Origin of the sequence: Pinirhizobacter soli (assembly GCF_015905305.1) — a bacterium.
Lineage (GTDB): Bacteria > Pseudomonadota > Gammaproteobacteria > Xanthomonadales > Rhodanobacteraceae > Pinirhizobacter > Pinirhizobacter soli.
Map to the genome: position 1 here is coordinate 248,991 of NZ_JADZLQ010000002.1, position 17,641 is coordinate 266,631.

At 65.5% G+C, this 17,641-nt stretch carries 15 protein-coding genes and 1 tRNA gene; 7 read left to right on the forward strand and 9 right to left on the reverse strand.

Going from position 1 to position 17,641, the window contains the following annotated elements; translation table 11 throughout:
- Positions 1–32: 32 nt before the first annotated feature.
- Together NDK18_RS10945 and NDK18_RS10950 are read right to left on the reverse strand one after the other, a co-directional pair.
- Complete coding sequence (locus NDK18_RS10945; RefSeq protein WP_250623560.1) at positions 33–2,093, reverse strand: S9 family peptidase; 2,061 nt, start codon at positions 2,091–2,093, stop codon at positions 33–35.
- Between the two features lie 66 nt (positions 2,094–2,159).
- The gene (locus NDK18_RS10950; protein WP_250623562.1) at positions 2,160–2,444 is read right to left on the reverse strand and encodes a GNAT family N-acetyltransferase; all 285 of its coding nucleotides are present in this window, start codon (positions 2,442–2,444) and stop codon (positions 2,160–2,162) included.
- Positions 2,445–2,581: 137 nt separating this feature from the next.
- Here NDK18_RS10950 and NDK18_RS10955 point away from each other — a divergent pair, with 137 nt between their 5' ends.
- The 3 genes from NDK18_RS10955 to NDK18_RS10965 all read left to right on the forward strand — a co-directional run bounded on the left by NDK18_RS10955 (position 2,582) and on the right by NDK18_RS10965 (position 5,754).
- Positions 2,582–3,544: a CorA family divalent cation transporter gene (locus NDK18_RS10955; RefSeq protein WP_250623564.1), complete on the forward strand. Its 963-nt coding sequence runs from the start codon at positions 2,582–2,584 to the stop codon at positions 3,542–3,544.
- A gap of 8 nt (positions 3,545–3,552) precedes the next feature.
- Complete coding sequence (locus tag NDK18_RS10960) at positions 3,553–4,497, forward strand: oxygenase MpaB family protein (protein ID WP_250627799.1); 945 nt, start codon at positions 3,553–3,555, stop codon at positions 4,495–4,497.
- Between the two features lie 183 nt (positions 4,498–4,680).
- Complete coding sequence (locus tag NDK18_RS10965) at positions 4,681–5,754, forward strand: GGDEF domain-containing protein (protein ID WP_250627800.1); 1,074 nt, start codon at positions 4,681–4,683, stop codon at positions 5,752–5,754.
- 11 nt (positions 5,755–5,765) lie between these two features.
- On the opposite strand, the gene NDK18_RS10970 is transcribed toward NDK18_RS10965, so the two are convergent.
- From NDK18_RS10970 to NDK18_RS10990, 5 genes are all read right to left on the reverse strand, one after another.
- Entirely contained in the window at positions 5,766–7,511 is a 1,746-nt protein-coding gene (locus tag NDK18_RS10970) for a DUF885 domain-containing protein (RefSeq protein WP_250627801.1), read from the reverse strand.
- Between the two features lie 88 nt (positions 7,512–7,599).
- Complete coding sequence (locus tag NDK18_RS10975; protein ID WP_250623571.1) at positions 7,600–9,156, reverse strand: protein adenylyltransferase SelO; 1,557 nt, start codon at positions 9,154–9,156, stop codon at positions 7,600–7,602.
- Positions 9,157–9,194: 38 nt separating this feature from the next.
- Positions 9,195–9,896, reverse strand: a complete 702-nt coding sequence (locus NDK18_RS10980; protein WP_250623572.1) for a pseudouridine synthase — start codon at positions 9,894–9,896, stop codon at positions 9,195–9,197.
- Positions 9,893–10,942 carry a class I SAM-dependent methyltransferase gene (locus NDK18_RS10985; protein ID WP_250627802.1) on the reverse strand — a complete coding sequence of 350 codons (1,050 nt, stop codon included), beginning with the start codon at positions 10,940–10,942 and terminating at the stop codon, positions 9,893–9,895. Before NDK18_RS10985 ends, NDK18_RS10980 begins: the two co-directional genes overlap by 4 nt.
- The gene (locus NDK18_RS10990) at positions 10,939–11,874 is read right to left on the reverse strand and encodes a pseudouridine synthase (RefSeq protein WP_250627803.1); all 936 of its coding nucleotides are present in this window, start codon (positions 11,872–11,874) and stop codon (positions 10,939–10,941) included. Before NDK18_RS10990 ends, NDK18_RS10985 begins: the two co-directional genes overlap by 4 nt.
- A gap of 71 nt (positions 11,875–11,945) precedes the next feature.
- Between NDK18_RS10990 and NDK18_RS10995 the strand changes: the two genes are divergently transcribed.
- Both NDK18_RS10995 and NDK18_RS11000 read left to right on the forward strand, forming a co-directional pair.
- Complete coding sequence (locus NDK18_RS10995) at positions 11,946–12,980, forward strand: HDOD domain-containing protein (protein ID WP_250623578.1); 1,035 nt, start codon at positions 11,946–11,948, stop codon at positions 12,978–12,980.
- 48 nt (positions 12,981–13,028) lie between these two features.
- The gene (locus NDK18_RS11000) at positions 13,029–13,460 is read left to right on the forward strand and encodes a barstar family protein (RefSeq protein ID WP_250623580.1); all 432 of its coding nucleotides are present in this window, start codon (positions 13,029–13,031) and stop codon (positions 13,458–13,460) included.
- Here the strand turns inward: NDK18_RS11000 and NDK18_RS11005 are convergent.
- A complete protein-coding gene (locus tag NDK18_RS11005) occupies positions 13,449–14,945 on the reverse strand; it encodes a S10 family peptidase (RefSeq protein ID WP_250623582.1) in 1,497 nt (498 codons plus the stop codon). The genes NDK18_RS11000 and NDK18_RS11005 overlap by 12 nt on opposite strands.
- A 134-nt stretch (positions 14,946–15,079) precedes the next feature.
- Here NDK18_RS11005 and NDK18_RS11010 point away from each other — a divergent pair, with 134 nt between their 5' ends.
- Entirely contained in the window at positions 15,080–17,011 is a 1,932-nt protein-coding gene (locus NDK18_RS11010) for a CocE/NonD family hydrolase (protein WP_250623584.1), read from the forward strand.
- A 56-nt stretch (positions 17,012–17,067) separates the two neighbouring features.
- Positions 17,068–17,448, forward strand: coding sequence for a DNA-binding transcriptional response regulator (locus NDK18_RS11015; RefSeq protein ID WP_250623586.1), 381 nt, complete (start codon positions 17,068–17,070; stop codon positions 17,446–17,448).
- Between the two features lie 11 nt (positions 17,449–17,459).
- Here NDK18_RS11015 and NDK18_RS11020 read toward each other — a convergent pair.
- Positions 17,460–17,536 (reverse strand) — tRNA-Arg (locus NDK18_RS11020).
- Between the last annotated feature and the right edge of the window lie 105 nt (positions 17,537–17,641).

Sequence of the window (17,641 nt, forward strand, 5' to 3'; positions counted from 1 at the left end):
TCCGTCCGGTGCAGCGGTCGCCCTGGCTTGACTCACTTGAGGTACTGGGTGAACCAATCCAGCGCCCGCTGCAGCACGTCGCGACGGTGCGCTTCGTCCTTGAAGGCATGGCCCTCGCCCGGATACACCACCAGGCGCGTCGGTACGCCCTGGGCACGCAGGGCATGCCAGAACTCGAACGACTGCGGCGCCGGGCATTCGGCGTCCCGGTCACCCACCACCACCAGGGTCGGGGTCTTGGCCTGCTTGATGTAGTTGATGGCCGAGCTCTTCGCGTACACCGCCGGGTCGTCGTAGACCGACGCCCCGAAGAACGGCGTCATCCACTGGTCAATGGAATTCTGGCCGTAGTAGCTCTGCCAGTTGGCGATGCCCGCCCCGGCCACAGCTGCCTTGAAGCGCTGGGTCTGGGTCACGGAGAACATGGTCATGAAGCCGCCGTAGCTCCAGCCGGTAAGGCCCAGCCGGCGGTCGTCCACGGGATGGTTCTTTTCGACTTCATCCACCCCTTTAAGGATGTCGCGCAAGTCGCCGTAGCCGAAGTCCTTGCGATTGGCCTGGACGAAGGCCTCACCCTGGCCATAGCTGCCGCGGGGATTGGGCATCAGCACGAAGTAGCCCAGGGCCGAAAGCGGCGCCGGGCCGAAACCGACGCCGGGCCAGCGCGGTACGACGGCGCTGCTGGGGCCGCCGTGCACCGAGACGATCATCGGGTAGCGCTTGTTCTTGTCGAACCCTGCCGGGAACAGCAGCCAGCCCTGCACCTTATGGCCTTCGTTCTCCCATTCGATGGATTCGGCCTTGCCCCAGACGGGCTTCAACCCGGCATTGATCGAAGTCACGGCGGTGGGTGCCCCGGCAAAACGCCGGTCGTCACCCAGGTGGGCGACGTAGACCTCTGGCGCCTGGGCGAAGGTGGACTGCACGAAGGTGGCAGTGCGCCCGGCGTCATCGAAGGCGACGGACATTTCCAGGCGACCGTCGCCGATATAGGCCTGGGCTTCGTAAAGCGCCGTCGGCTCGCCCAACGCACCGTCCTTCACGGGGTAGTCGACCAGGCGGCTGCCGCCACCGATGATCTCGGCCACCGTCAAACGGTCTGGCGCGGTCCATTCGATCCAGGCGGCGGTAGTGGTTGCACGGGGCGTGAGGTTGTGCGGCTCGCCACCGGTGCTGGGCACCAGATAGATATCGCCGCCGGTGGCGCCCTGGTCGCTCATCAGGCCGCCGATGAAGGCCACCTGCGACCCATCGGGGGAGAAACGCGGCACGGCCAGCTGCAAGCCTTTCAACTCGCCGGACAGCTTGGCGGTGTCGACGATGCTTACGGGTTTGGCGCCAGCGCGGGCTTCCTGGACATAGAGCTGGGCAATCCACCAGTTGTTGTCGCCCGGCGGCTGGGCGGCGGCATAGACCAGGCGCGCGCCCTTCGCGTCGAATGCGTATTCGTATACGTGCAGAGCGTCGGGCGTGAGCACCGACAGCGCGCCGGTGGCTGCGTCCACCTTGGCGACGTGCTGCACTTCAATGTCGTCGACGCCGATCTCGCCTGAAGGCGGCTTGGTCGCGGCCAGCGCACTGGCCTCGCGCGTGGCGCCGGGCACATACAGGAAACTGATCGACTTGCCATCGGCAAGCCAGGCCAGGTCGCTGGCCAGTCCCGCCAGGCGGGACACCTGGCGAGGTGTCTGCGAACCGGCGCCGGCGCTGACGAAGATGTCGCGGGTGGCAGGCTTGCCGTCGGCGCCCTTGCGGCCGGCGCAATCAGACAGGAAGGCCAGTTGCTTTGAGTCCGGCGACCAGCTCGGATCGGATTGCTGGCAACTGCCGGGCTTGGCCGTACCTACCGCCTTGGCATTACGACCGTCGATGTCGGCCACCTTCAGGGCCGGCTTGTCGTTGATCTCGGTTACATAGGCCAGATGCTTGCCGTCGGGCGAAATGGCGGTGGAACGAATGGCGTGCACCTGCCCCAGCGACTTCAACACCGCACCGATGCGCGGATCAGGCGTGGCGTCGGCGGCATACGCCTGGCACGAAACCAGGGCCATGGCAAAGGCGAGGCCCCAGGCGGGCGCTGCTCGGTAGGTCATCGTCGGTAATTCCCCATCAGTGGACCCGCCGACGCTAGCAGATTGCGCGTTCAGCGGCGCGTGGCATCAGGCCTGGAGGTCGGCGAATTCCGGGTGCCGCTCAATCCAGCCGGCCGCGTAACTGCAGGCGGGCGTCACTTTCCAGCCTTCACTGCGCGCGGCCTGGAAAGCGGCGAGCGTCAAGGCCCCGGCGATGCCGCGGCCGCCGACCACATCGGGCACGCCGGTATGCATGATGGTCATGATGTTTCCCGACAACTGGTAGTCCAGCACGCAGTGCGCCCCGTCCACGACGGCTTCGAAGACCTGTTCGCGGCGTTTGTGGACGATGTCGATCGTCGGTTTATCCATGACCAGCCCTCGTTCGCGTTTCGTGGATGTTCCAAAGCGTAGCGTGAAGGCCTTGCCACGACGAGTCGGCATGGCTGGACAGGCGCAGGCAGCGTCGCCAGCATAGGCCGGTCTCCTCGCCACCGGCGGCCCCTCCCATGCTCATCGTGCACTACAGCCGACAGTTACAAGCCGCCCAGGCTTGGCAGCCAGGCACCGTGATCGGCGACAACGCCTTGTGGTTCGACCTGATCGATCCCACCGACGACGAACGCAAGGCGGCGAGCAAAGCCAGCGGCATGGTGGTGCCCGAACGAGACGACCTCAACGGCCTAACCTTGAGCAGCCGCCACCGCGCAGGTTCCGACTCGCTGGAATTGAGCGTGCCTTACTTCGCCGCCGAGCACGACGACAAACCCGCAACGCCCATGGGCATCGTGGTGGGAAGCCAGGCCATCGTCACCGTCCGCTTCGCCCAGTCGCGCGCCTTCGACCTCTGCCAGGAGTGCGCGCGGGAGAAACCCTTCGACGGCAGCGGCGATGTGTTCACCACCCTGGTCGAATCCATCGTGGACCTGGCCGCAGAACGCATGCAGGAGGTCGCCGGCGACCTGCGCAAACTCTCCGCCCGGGTGTTTTCCACCAACCGCCTGGGCACGCCTGTCCTGCGCCGCTGCATGCTGGAAGTGGGCCGCCTGGAAAGCATCCAGACTCGCACGCGCACCTCGCTGCTGAGCATCCAGCGCATCGTCAGCTTCGTCCGCGCCAAGGAGCCGGCGTGGGCCGATGGCGACGAGCAGGGCCGGCTGCGCGTGGTCGACCACGACCTTCGCACGCTGGACGAATTCGACGACCAGCTGACCAACAAACTGCAGTTCCTGCTGGACGCGAGCCTGGGGTTCATCAACACCGACCAGAACCATGTGATGAAGGTGCTGACCGTGGTCTCCGTGGCCACCGTGCCACCGATCCTGCTGGCCGGCGTCTGGGGCATGAACTTCAAGCGAATGCCGGAACTGGACTGGACCTACGGCTATCCCCTGGCGCTGGCGACCATCGTCATATCGATCATCCTGCCCGTGCTGTGGTTCCGTTGGCGCGGCTGGCTGGCCGACGACTAGCCCACGCCATGTCCCTGCGCGATGCGCTCGTAGCTCCCGCCCATGGCGCCGTGCGCCGGTGGGTACTGCGTGCCTTTCCACGTGATCGGAAGGGCGGCATCGACTACGACCATCCTGAGGGCGACGCCGGGCTGTTCGGGCCTGACAGCGTCACCTGGCGCATCCACGGCGACTTCGCCGGGATGCTCTCCGGCGGCCTGTGCGCCCTGATGCTGCAAACCCTGCACCCCAGGGCGCTGGCCGGGGTCTGGGATCACTCCAACTTCCGCACCGACCTGATCGGCCGGTTGCGGCGGACCACGGCTTTCGTCGGCGGTACCACCTATGCGCCCACCATGGCGGCCCACCAGCTGGTGGATCGGGTCAAGGCCATCCACGGCAAGGTAAGCGGGACCACCGCCGACGGCACGGCCTACGCGGCGGACGACCCGGACCTGCTCACCTGGGTGCACGTCACGGAAATGTACAGTTTCCTGGCCGGCTACCGCCGCTACCGCCGCCACGACCTGTCCGCCGGCATCGCCGACCGCTACTACGACGAGACACGACGCGTGGCCCAGGCACTGGGCGCCCGGGACGTACCCAGCTCCGAGGCCGCGGTGGAGGCCTATTTCGCCGAGCGGCAGACAGAGCTGCGTTTTGACGAACGGTCCCGGGAAGTGCTCACCGTGCTTGCCGCGATCGAACTGCCGGTGCCCATGGCCGGGCTTTCGCGGGAACTGTTCCTGGGCGCCGGGGCCGCACTGCTGCCCGCCTGGGCTGTCGAAAAGCTCGGGCGGTCCCCGCGCCAGCGGGCCGAGGCCCAGTTTGCTGCGACCGCGCTGCGGGGCCTGGCCCCGGTGTTCCGCGGGGCGCTGTCCGAAGGGGTGGCCGCGCGTTCGTGCCGGCGCGTGGGCCGGTCGCCGCGACTGCTCGACCAGTGGCCGCCGGCCCTTCACGAAACAAGGAGTTAAAGTTCGCGCCGGAAGGGCCGATAGCCTCGCCAAGGGGTGCCACATCGACATCCCACGCGGTCAGGCCCATCGGCGAGCATGTCGACGGGGAGGAAGCCCGAGGATGTATTTCATCGTCCAAACACGCTTTTTCGGCGTCGCCACGGCGGCGACGCCCTGCCGCGTCCGCGCGGGGCAGGGCTGATGCGCGTGCCCTGGCAAGCCCTGCCCGATGGCCTGCCGCAAACACGGCTACTGGATTCGGTGGCCGAATTCACCGTGCACCGCGATATCGATGCCCTGGACCACAGCCTGGTGCTGTCGCTGGCCGAGCTGGTTGAAGCGACTTCCGTGGCGCTGTGCAAGCGCACCGACGAAACCGACAACGCACTGGAAATGATCGCCCTGTGCGTGCCTGATGAGCACAACAACCTCACCGTGGAAGCCATCTGCATGCCGGTGGTGGAAAGCTACTCGGCCGAGCTGGACATGGTGATCAGCGAACTGGAACCGCGCAGCATCGACAGTGGCGATGGCCTCTACACGTTGATCGTGCCTGTCCAGCGCGAGCAGCGCGCGATCGGCGCCCTGGTGATCCAGGCCGAGCGAAAGCTCGACGGCCTGGTGGCGCTGGTGGAGGGCTTCGCCCGCATCTATGCCAATTACACGGCCCTGCTCAACGAGAGCGAGCGCGACAAGCTTACCGGCCTGTTCAACCGCCGCACCTTCGAGCAGCGCCTGCAACGCCTGCTCAAGCGCCAGCGCATGCAGCGCGCCCGGGCTGCCGCGGAAGCAGCCGCCGGCGGCGAACGCCGCGTCGATGGCGAAGTGGGCCGGGTGTGGCTTGCCATCCTGGATATCGATCATTTCAAGCGGATCAACGACAACTTCGGCCATGTCTACGGCGATGAAGTGATCCTGCTGCTGGCGCAGATGATGCGCAGCTCCTTCCGCCAGACCGACGTCCTCTTCCGCTTCGGCGGCGAGGAATTCGTCGTGCTGCTGGGTTCGCTCGACGAGGCCACCGCGCGCGCGGCCCTGCAACGTTTCCGCGAGCGCGTGGCTACCCATGTATTCCCGCAGGTCGGGCATGTCACGGTGAGCATCGGCTACGCGAACATCGGCGAAAGCGATTATCCGGAAATCGTGCTGGACCGTGCCGACAAGGCGCTGTATTTCGCCAAGCAGAACGGCCGCAACTGCCTGCACGGCTACGAAGCGCTGGCCGCGACCGGCGCGCTGGCCCCGACCAGCGCGGGTTCGATCGACCTGTTCTAAAAGTGCCCGCGTTAAAGCGGAGCTGAGTCGTCATGCAGCATGGCCTTGCGAACGATCTTGATCGGCGCAAAACCCTGCTTCATGAAACCGTCGTGGAACGATTTGAGGTTGAAGGCGCTGCCTTCCTTCGCCGCCACGTCGGTGCGCAGCTTCAGGATCTCAAGCTTGCCGAGCGTGTAGTAGAGGTACGTGGGATCCGACGTGCCGCGCTTGGTTTCCACCGTACCCACGGCGTGCGACTGATAACCTTCCTTGACGAAGAAATCCACCGCCTGGTCGAAGGTCATCTGGCCGGTATGCATCTTGATGCCCACGATGAACCGCGCATTGCGAAGCAGCGCATCCTGCAGCTGGCCCAGCTTCAGCAGCTTCTGCTTCTTTTCGTCACCCGGGTACATGAACTTCGCCAGGCCCTCATCGAGCATCATCTGCTCGCTGTAGTGCGCCCAGCCTTCGGCATTGGTGGAGCAGCCGATGAGCTTGCGCACGCGGTCGGAAAGATCGTGCATCCACAGGAACTGCACATAGTGGCCGGGATAGGCTTCGTGCACGGCGACATTGTTGATCACCGGGTACGAAAGCTGGGTCATGAATTCATCGGTCTGCTTCTTGTCCCAGTTGGGCTCAGGCAAGGTGACATTGAAGAACGCCTCCTTGGCCACCTTCTCGTACGGCCCCGGGGTGTCCATCGAGGCAAACGTCGTGGCCCGCTCGAAGGGCGGGGTTTCCTCCACGATCGGCCGCACCGGGGTGGGAATGGTGACGATGCCCTTGTCGTTGATGAAGGCGATCAGCTTGTCGAAGGTGCCGCGGAAGGTGGGTAGCAATTCATCGCGCGTGGGATGATCGGCGCCAAGGTCGGCCAGCACCTGTTGCGGCGATTTGGACGGATCCAGCGATTTCGCCACGCGGGCGAATTCGGCCTGGTTGGCCCGCATGTCCTTCATGTCGATCTCGACCAGGCGGTCAAGCGGCGTGTCCACCATCTCATCGTACGCAAGCTTCTTGCGGAAGTTGGCCTCGCCGATGCGGAAGTCGCCCTTCGACCGGGGAAGCAGGTCGGTCTTCATCCAGGCCTGGTAGTCGTTGAGCGCCTTGATCACCGCGCCATTGGTGGCGGCGAACTGGGCCTTGAGCTCAGGATCCTTCGCATCCTTGAATGCCGCGGTCACATCATTGGTGAAGAACGAGACCAGGCCCGGCAGCTGCTCCAGGGCGATCTCGGTGTATATCTTCGGCGGGTTCTTAAGGTTGGCGCGCGCATCCACCGCCAGCACCCGGGGCATCGCCTTTTCGCGCTCGATCAGTACCCGCAGGCGCTCGTCGGGGCTGGCAAAGCTGCGCGACATCAGGTTGAAGGCGCTGCTGGTGATGCCGCTGGAATAGAAATCGGGGTTTTTCTCCCAGGGGCGAATATTTTCAAGGGTAAGCAGCGAGGAGCGGATGCTTCCCAACAGCAGTTCACGATCGCCCTTGGCATCGTCTGACAACGTCGCCGGATCCACCGCGGCCACCTGGGCTTCCCACGATTTCAGCGCCTTGACCTGCGCATCCACGCCAGCACGGGAATAGTCCTCCAGCTTGCCATCGTATTGATGGATGCCGGTGGGCGTGGCCGCGCTCGGGTTGTTGGGGAAGTAGTAGGTATCGAAGTAGCTGTCGGCGAGTTTGCCCAGGTCCGCATCAGTGGCGGCGGCGAGGGTGGGCAGCGACAGCGCGATGCAGGCGGCAAGGATCAGGGCAGGACGACGGATCACTTCAGACGCTCCGGGGAGGGATGGGTGGCGGCCGATGCTGCACCTTGCACCCGCCCCTCCGCAAGGGCCCGCGGTATGACTTCTGGGCTTAGCTGCTGCAGGAAAGCATCGAGCACCCCGCGCGCGAACGGGCCCAGTCGGGGCGGCGGCGGGCGAAGGCCTCATGGCCGGGCTGGTCGTCGTAAGGGCGCGACATCACCCGGGCCAGGTCGTGTACGCCGCCGAAGTCGCCTTCGCTTGCGCGATCGATGGCTTCCTGTGCCAGGTAATTGCGAAGGACATAGCGCGGGTTGTGCGTGCGCATCCGTTCGTGCCGCTCCAGCGGCGCCAGGGTGTCGCGCCCTACCCTTTGCGCGTAGTCGGCAAGCCACGAGACCAAGGCGGGCCTGTTCGAAGCACGCAGGCCCTCATCGTAAAACGCTTCGGCAAAGATCGCCGGATCCGGCGCCGCGGGGTCGAGGTCCATCAGCGTGCGGAAGAAGATCGTCATGTCCACCGAGGTCTCCTGCATCCATGCCTGCAGGCGCGCCATCAGCGCCATGTCGTCGTCATTGGCTTCGCCAAGCCCCAGCTTGCCAGCCACGTTCACGCGATCGGCCGCTTCGTAGGCGCGGACGAAACGGTCAAGGCCCACCTGCAACGGCACCGCATCGCCGAACAGCGGCGACAGCGCCCCAGCGAGCCGCGAAAGATTCCAGTAGGCCACCGCCGGCTGCTGGCCGAAACGATAGCGCCGGCGCCCGGCGTCGGTGGTGTTGGGCGTCCAGTCCGGATCGTAATCGTCGATCCAGCCGTAGGGGCCGTAGTCGATGGTCAGGCCCAGGATCGACATGTTGTCGGTGTTCATCACGCCGTGGACGAAGCCCACGCGCATCCATTGCGCCACCGTCGTCGCGGTGGCGGCGCAGATTTCGTCGAACCAGCTGGCGCGACGCTCGGTAAGGTCTTCGATGCCGGCGAGCGCAGGGAAGTCGCGCGCAATGCAGAAATCCACCAGCCGTTCGAGCAGGCCGATGTCCCCGCGCGACGCGGGCAACTCGAAATTCCCGAAGCGCAGGAACGAGGGCGCCACCCGGCAGACGATGGCACCCGCCTCGTCGCGGGGATGACCGTCGTAGAACATGTCGCGCACCACCATGTCACCGGTGGTGACCAGCGACAGCGCACGCGTGGTGGGCACGCCCAGGTGATGCATCGCCTCGCTGCAGAGGAATTCCCGGATCGAAGAACGCAGCACCGCGCGGCCATCGGCGCCTCGCGAGTACGGCGTGGGCCCGGCGCCTTTCAGCTGCAACTCGTGGCGACCGCCGTCCTCGCCCACCACCTCGCCCAGGGTGATGGCGCGGCCGTCGCCCAGTTGTCCCGCCCAGGTACCGAACTGATGGCCGCCGTAATTGGCGGCGTACGGCTGCATGCCGGCCAGCAGCCGGTTGCCTGACAGCACTTGGGCCAGGTCAGGATCGTCCGGATCCAAACCGACCCGCTTGGCCAGCTCGTCGGTGAGCGCCACCAGGCGTGGCGCCGCCACTGGCGTCGGTGTCACGTTCGAGTACAGCGCACCATGCACCTGGCGTGTCGCCGGGCCGGGCTCAGGGTCGCCCGGCATGTCACGGACGAAGGCATTGTCGAAGGAAAGGAAGGCCATGGGCCTATAGTGGCGCCTTTGGCGGCTCGGACAAGGCTTCAGCCGGCGAATACACGCGCCATGTCGCCAGGGTCCAGCGCACGCCATGCGCCCGGCGCGAGGCCGTCCAACCCCAGGCCGCCCACCGCGACACGGCCCAGCGCATCCACGTGGTTGCCGGTGGCCGCGAACATGCGGCGCACCTGGTGGTAGCGTCCCTCGGTGATGGTGAGCCGGGCCTGCCGGGGGCCGAGCACCTCGAGCACGGCCGGCAGCAGCGGGGTGTCCTCGCCCTCCAGCATCATCGCGCCGCTCGCGAAAAGCGCAGCTTCATCACCCTTCAGGTCCTCGGCGAGCATCGCCTCGTAAACCTTCCGCATGTGCGCTTTGGGCGAAATGATCCGGTGCAGCAGTGCACCGTCGTCGGTCATCAACAACAGGCCGCTGGTCTCGCGGTCCAGGCGACCCACCGTGGACAGCACGGGACTGCGCAATTTGAATCGCGGCGGCAGCAGGTCATACACGATGCGTCCCGGATCGCGCGTGGAACAGGTATAGCCAGTGGGCTTGTTCAGCATCAACACCAGACCCGCGGGTGGATCCAGCGACTCGCCATCGATCAGGATGTCGTCATGGCCGACCTTGTCGTCGGCATACAGCACCTCGCCGGCAGCGTCGGTGATCCGGCCTTCCCGGAACATGCCCGCCACCTCTTTGCGGCTTCCGTAGCCCAAGTTGCCGATCAACCGCACCAACCTCATCGACGCACTCCCTTCGCTGCGAATACCTTGAAACCGTCGCGGTCGGCCAGCACGCGAACCTGCTCGAAGCGACGGGTGAATGTTGCCTCGTAAGGCAAGTGGCGGTTGGCGACGACAAAGCATTGCCCATCCGCCGATAGCGAGTCGGCCGCCGCATCGATGAATGCCTGCCCCAGCTCCGGACGGTCCGAACGCCCCTGGTGGAAGGGCGGATTGCTCACGATAATGTTGTATCGCCCCGGCAGGCCCGTCGTGACGTCATGCCAGTGCACGTGTACCTGGGCTTCGCCGGCATGGGCAGCGAGGTTTTCGCGCAGGGGCTCAAGCGCCCTGCCCTCCGCTTCGAAGGCATGCAGTTCGCGCACGTCTTTGTAGCGGTCCAGTACCCCGCAGCTCAAGAAACCGAAGCCGGCGCCGAGGTCGGCCACCACGCCGCGGATATCCTCAGGCAGCACCGAGAGCAACAGCGCCGAAGCCGGGTCCACGCGGTCCCAGGCAAAAAGGCCCGGACGGCTTAAGAAACGCCCATCCAGTACCGCGCGCGTGGCGTCCAGAAGCCGCCACTGCGCGGCAAGCGATGCATCCACCCCGCCGCCGGTGGCCCAGAACACGCGGCATTTGTTCTTCGTCAGCGACTGCGTGGCGCCGAACAAGCGGGTGAAATCATCCTGGCCCGAGCGCGCGCCTTCGGCATTGGCAAGCGCCGCCACCACCATGCCGTCGTTGCCGGCCAATACCGCGGCGCGGGAAAACAACGCCCGCGCCTCGTCGCGCTGGCGCGGTGGCGTTACCAGTACAAGGGGGTAGTGGCCGTGCGCTCCATTGACGTCGAAGCCATCGCGCTCGAGCTGGTTGGCGAACGGACGGAAGGTTTGTTCCATCGACCACGCCTTGCGACCGAAACGCCGCAGCGGTACGCAGGCACGGGCACGCAGGAAGGCCACGCGGTCGTCGGCGGGCCACGCCAGCGATCCCGCCTCGAAGGGCAGGAACAGCGTGTCCAGGGCGGCAGCGGTGGAGGAATCCAGGACGTTGGCAGCGTTCACGGCGACGGCGGCGGTGGCGGACCTTCTAGTGTACTTCCACGCGGGTCGAGCTTCAGCGACAGGCGGCTTTCGAACCGGCGCGACTCACCGGTAAACGGGTCGACGAAAGCCAGCGAACGGGCCAGCAACTGAAGCGGACGGCTGTAGTCGTCATCGATCTGGAGAAGTTCCGGATACCACGGATCGTTCTTGATCGGCGCGCCGAGCGACGCCATCTGGACCCGCAACTGGTGTTTGCGCCCGGTGCGAGGTGCCAGCTCGTAAAGCCAATGCTCTGCGCCCGTGACGATGGCCCGAACGGTGGTGAAGCTGTTCGCCGGTCCATCCACCTGGCGCATGCGGAAGAACGGCTCGCCCGCTTCGATGCGCGTGGACAGCTCCAGCGGCAGCCCCGTGCCGGGCAGCGCGGGCGCCACGGCTTCGTAGTGCTTGCGCACATGGTGGCCGCGGAACAGTTCCGTCCACGCGTGGCGGTCTTCCTTGCGCACGGAAAACATCACCAGGCCCGCGGTGAGTCGATCGATGCGATGCAGCGGTGCCAGTGCTTCGATCCCCGTGCGCTCCACCAGGCGATGCAGCAGGCATTGGCGTACGAAGCGGCCGGCAGGCACGACGGGCAGGAAATGGGGCTTGTCCACCACCAGCAAGCGGTCGTCCTGGTAAACGATGGATTCGTCGAACGGCACCACGGGTTCGCCGGGCACATCGCGGAAGTAACTGAGGCGTGTGCCCACGCGGTACGGGGCATCCACGGCCATGGGGCTGCCGTCGTCGCCGAGCACGCGGCCTGAGGCCATGCGTTCGTGCCAGGTAGCGCGGTCGACGCGCGGGAAGGCATCGACCAGGCAGTCGAGCACGGTAGCCCACGATCCGGGCGGCAACTGGAAGCGGCTGGGCCTTGATGGGGGCACGGCAGGGGCAACGGTATCCACGTAGGGTCAATGTTACCGGCAATGCCTTATGCTAATCCCATGGCGAGGGGCGCCAGGCGAAGGTCGGCATCATGATCAATTTCTTCAGGCGATGGTTCGGCGGCGGCGCGACAGCGCCCGCAACGCCGCTGCCCGCGTCCCGGGGCGATGAGCCGGCGCAATGGCCCGAAGGCACCACGCCGCCCTGGCAGTCCAGCGACCTGGACCTCATCTTCAACCGCCTCGCCCTGGGGGTAGCCCCGGCCGAGGACGACACGCTCACCACCAACGAACAAGCCGCGCTGCGTCACCTGCGAGACCAGCTCAACGGCGATCACTTCGACCCGAAGTCCCTGCCCCGCCTGCCGGCGCTGGTGCCGCAGTTGCTGCGCTCCTTGCGCAGCAACGATGTCGGCAGCGCGGCGCTTGCCGCGCAGATCGGCAAGGATCCGGTGCTGGTGGGCGAGATCGTGCGCGTTTGCAACAGCGCCATGTTCCGGGGCTCCGGGACCATCGACAGCCTGCAGCAGGGCGTGATGCTGCTCGGCCAGGATGGCCTGCGCCGCGTGGTGATGCAGCTGGTGATGCGGCCGATCCTGCAACTGGACACCACGCCGATGGGGGTGATCGCCGGCCAGGCATTCTGGTCGCACGCCGAGCGCTGCGCACAGGCTACGCTCCTGCTCGGTCGCGGCGCGGTGGATTCGTTCGAGGCCTATCTTGCCGGGACCGTCTGCAATACCGGTGCGGTCGCCGTGGTGCGCATGCTCGACCAGCGGCATTATCTTGAAGACGACGCCCACTCGGCGCGCTTCATCCAGGCCTTCGCGCAGCTGTCCCGCCGCGTGGCGGTCACCACGGCCCGCCACTGGGACTTTCCCGATCGCGTCGTCCAGGCCCTGACCGAGCGCGCGGGCCACGAAGGGCAGCAATATTCCCCGCTGGGGCGGGCCCTGCGAGTGGCCGACCGCCTGGCCATGCTGGATATGCTGAGCGACCGCCAGTTGGCCGAGAGCGACGCCGTGCTGGCCGACGCCGACGCCCACGGCTATACAGCGGAGCAGATGCTGGCCGTCCGGAGTCAACTGCAACGTGCTTTTGCGACCGACCACTCAGTAAGCGCCTGATCGACGCGGCAACCTGAACGCGGTTGAGCGGCTCGCACGAGGTGCCCCATGAACATCCCCCTCGAAGATTTCGACCTGCGCGACACCATGCAGGCCGGTACCTATATCGTTGATCCCACCGACATGGACCGCCTCGCGGCCGATGGCGCCGCGGCGCGGCTGCATATCGCCCGGGTCGACCTCGCCCAGTGCCGCGACAAGGCCTGCCTGCTCAAACGCCTGTCAGGCGCGCTGGGCTTCGATCCTGCACGCGGCAGCAACTGGGATGCCCTGCAGTCCCAGCTGCACGACTTAGGCTGGCTCGACGGCGACGGCTACGTGGTGCTGCTGGACCACAGCGACGAGATCCAGGGCGCCGCCGAGGACGACCTGGACGACGCCCTGGACATCTTCGACGAGGCCGGGGAATTCTGGCGCTCGCGCAAGGTGCCGTTCTGGACCTTCATGGCCATGAGCACCTCGCGCGTCTCAGTGGCTTGAATACATCGCGCGGACATCTTCGCGCATGGCTTGCTGGCTGTCGGGGCGGCTATAGAACATGTGGCCGCCGGGATATTCCTTGACCTGGACCCGGGTGGCATCGTTCATTGCCGGCATCTGGTCCACGGTAAGCACCGAGCCCATGAAGGGGCAGGAAAGATCGTCCCAGCCGTGCACGATCAGCACGCGCAGCTTGGGGTCGATCGCCACCGCCTCGCGCAGTTGTTCCACCGAACCCTTGCGCAGTTCATCGCCACCGTCCCAGAGCTTGTTCACGTCGTAACTCAAGGCGTTGTAGCGCGCATCGACCTTCCAGCCCACGGTGCGGGTGACGAAATCCACCATCGCCGTGGTGGTCGGGGCGATGATCGAATCCAGGATCGGGTCGTTGTTGCGCTGGGTGGGATCGAAGGGGAACGGGTCGAAGCTGGTCACGTTCGAATCGTAGCGGCTGCCGAGTTTTCCTTCCGCGCGGTAGACCTCGCGCAGGAAGGCCTGGGTTTCCAGGCGGCCGCCCGCGCGGCGCACGAATACCGGGTCAAGCCCGGTCATCTGGGTCACCTTCTGGATCATCCGCTCGGTGCCCTCGGGATCCGTGCGTCCGCGCATCAGCGTGGTGGCATATTCCCCGCGGGTATATTCAATCACGTCATGCATGCTCTGGGCGTTGAGCTTGTTCTCGCGCTCCAGATGGGATGCGGCGATCGACGGCAAGGTCATCATCCAGGGCATCGGCGAGACATCGCCGTTGTCGTTCATGGTGGGATTCAAATACGGCGATACCAGCACCACGCCGTTCATCGCCACGCCCAACTGCGTCTGCAGGTAGTGGGTGACGCGCGGGCCACGGAAGCCACCGTAGCTTTCACCCACCAGGTACTTGCGCGAGTTCATGCGGTGGTTGTGCAGCAACCAGTCGTAGATCACCCGCGACAGGTAGTGGATGTCGGCTTCGGTTTCGTAGAACTGCTTCTTCGCTTCCGCCTCGGGCACGCGCGAGCGGCTGAAACCCGTGCCCACCGGATCGATGAAGACAAGATCGGTGAAGTCAAGCCAGGTACCGGCGTTGTCCACCAGGGTGGCGGGGTCGGAGGAACTGTCGTCCTGCAGGCCGAAACGCACGCGCTTGGGGCCGATCGCACCGAGGTTCAGGTACACCGACGCAGCGCCCGGGCCGCCGTTCATGGCGAAGGTCACCGGACGGTCCTTGCCGTCCACCGTATAGGCGGTGAACACCACGTCGGCGATGGTCTTGCCGTTGTCGTCGCGCACCGGCAGCGTTCCCACGGTCACCGTATAGGACAATGTCTTGCCATCCACATGGGTGGATTGCTTCACGTGGGCATCGGGCGGGAGATCCTTCAACACCGGCTGATCCTTGGCGGCCTTGTCGTCGGCGGGTTTGTCGCCGTCGGCAAAGGCAGGCACATGGACCAGGCTGGTGGCGGCCAGCAGCAATGCGGCCAGGGTCGCGCGTCGGATCATCGTCAATTCCCCGGAAGATTAATCCCCGAGCATACGCAAGTTAGGCGGCGGGCGGAGTGTGTAGGAAGACATGGTGTCGTGACTTCCGGCAGGGGCTTACATTCGAGGACTCCCTCATATCCCGTGGACCGCCCATGACCCCGCGTCGCCTGCTGCTTGCCGCGCTTATCGCTTCCGCCGTGACCGGATCCCTGGCCCAGGCCCAGACCGCCCCCCTGACGCCGGATATTCCCGCCGCAAAGTGGAACGCGCCCACCGCCAACCAGGATTACACCAAGACCGAAGTGATGATCCCGATGCGTGACGGCGTGAAGCTGCACACGGTGATCGTGGTGCCCAAGGGCGCCACCCACGCGCCGATCGTGCTCACACGAACGCCGTACAACGCCAGCATGCGCGCCGAGCGCACCGAAGCCTCCGATACGATGATCAACGAGCTACCGCTGTCGGACGAGGATTTCGTCAAGTCCGGCTATATCCGCGTGTACCAGGACATCCGTGGCAAGTACGGCTCGGAAGGTGATTACGTGATGACCCGCCCGCTGCGCGGGCCGCTGAACTCCAGCGAGGTCGACCACTCCACCGATGCCTACGACACCATTGACTGGCTGGTGAAGAACGTCAAGGGCAACAACGGCAAGGTCGGCATGGTGGGGTCTTCCTACGAAGGCTTTACCGTGGTGATGGCACTGGTGAACCCGCATCCGGCGCTTAAAGTGGCCGCGCCGCAAAGCCCAATGGTCGATGGCTGGATGGGCGATGACTGGTTCCATTACGGCGCCTTCCGCCAGCCCAACGTCGACTACATCGCAGGGCAGACCACCGCGCGCGGCAAGGGCACGGAGGCGCCGCGCAGCGGCAACGATGACTACATCAATTTCCTGCGCGCAGGATCGGCCGGCGACTATGCGCGGCAATCGGGCATCGACAGCCTCCCCTACTGGAAGAAGTTGTCCGAACACCCAAGCTACGACGCCTATTGGCAGGGCCAGGCCCTGGACAAGGTGATGGCCTCGATCAAGCCTACGATTCCCACGCTGTGGGAACAGGGCCTGTGGGACCAGGAAGACATGTGGGGCGCGATCCACAGCTACCAGGCGATCGAACCGCACGACAAGAACAACAACCTCAACTACCTGGTGATGGGCCCCTGGCGGCACAGCCAGATCAACGGCGACGGATTCAGCCTCGGCCCCCTGCTATGGAACGGCGACACCGCGCAGCAGTACCGCCACGACATCTTGAAGCCCTTCTTCGACCAGTACCTGCTCGATGGTGCACCCAAGGCCGACATCAGCCCGGTGACGATCTACAACACCGGCGAGAACCACTGGGATCATTTCAAGAAGTGGCCACTGTCGTGCGATGCCGGCTGTGCTTCGAAGTCGAAGCCGCTGTACCTGGCGCCGGGCGAGAAGCTCTCGTTCGGAGCACCAGCAGCCGGCGGCCCAGGCTATGAGGAATATGTCTCGGACCCGGCCAAGCCCGTGCCGTACCTGCCACGCCCGATCAAGTTCTCCGACCGCAAGTCGTGGACCACCTGGCTGGTGCACGACCAGCGTTTCGTGGACGGCCGGCCGGATGTGCTGAGCTTCACCACCGAGGCGCTGACCGAGCCGCTGCGCATCAGCGGCGTGCCGGAAGTGAACCTTTACGCCTCCACCAGCGGTACCGATAGCGACTGGGTGGTCAAGTTGATCGACGTCTATCCCGACACCGTGGCAGGCACGCCGGAGATGAGCGGCTACGAACTACCGGTATCGCTGGATATCTTCCGTGGCCGGTATCGCGAGAGCTTCTCCGATCCCAAGCCGATCGCGGCCAATCAGCCGCTTCTGTACAAATTCGCCCTGCCCACCACCAACCACGTGTTCCAGCCGGGCCACCGGATCATGGTTCAGGTGCAGTCGAGCCTGTTCCCGCTGTACGACCGCAACCCGCAAACCTACGTGCCGAATATCTTCTTCGCCAAGCCTGCGGACTACCAGAAGGCCACCCAGCGGGTTTATACCGCCCCGGGCACGGCCAGTTTCATCGACCTGCCGGTGACGCAGGTCAAGCAGTAACCGCCCAGGCCCTCAAATTCCCGTCGCTGAAACCCCGGCGACGGGAATTCTTGCGTATGCTTCCCTCCATGAAGCCCGCCCCCTGCGCCCTGGTCGTCGATCGTTCCTCAATGGTGGCGGAAACCGTCGCCATGGCGCTGGAAATGATGGGTTATCGCAGCGAATCGGCCACCAGCTTCCGCGAGGCCAGGCGTCTGTTCCAGACGATGCCCGCGCTGACCCTCCTGATCGCCCATGCCGACGTCGCCGATGAGCGCGCCGGGGGGCGCTTGCTCCATCTTGCCCGGGCGCATCGCGCGGACCTGCCGGTGATCGTCATCTCCTCGCGCTCCCGCCAGGAGCTTCCGCCGGTGCCCGACGACGTGATCTTCCTGCGCAAGCCCTTCGACCGGTCGGAACTGGTGGACGCCATCGCCAAGGCGCGTGCTGCGACGTGATGAGAGAGAAGTGGTGGCCCCGGCGGGGTTCGAACCCACAACCTCACCCTTAGGAGGGGTGCGCGCTATCCAATTGTGCCACGGGGCCGCGAGGCGGCAAGGATACCCGACAGGGCCCTGGCGACGGAAGGCGAGTGCCTGAAGACGGCGCCGCTTAGCCGTTCCGGCACATGCCTGGAGGCTGCGTTTGCTG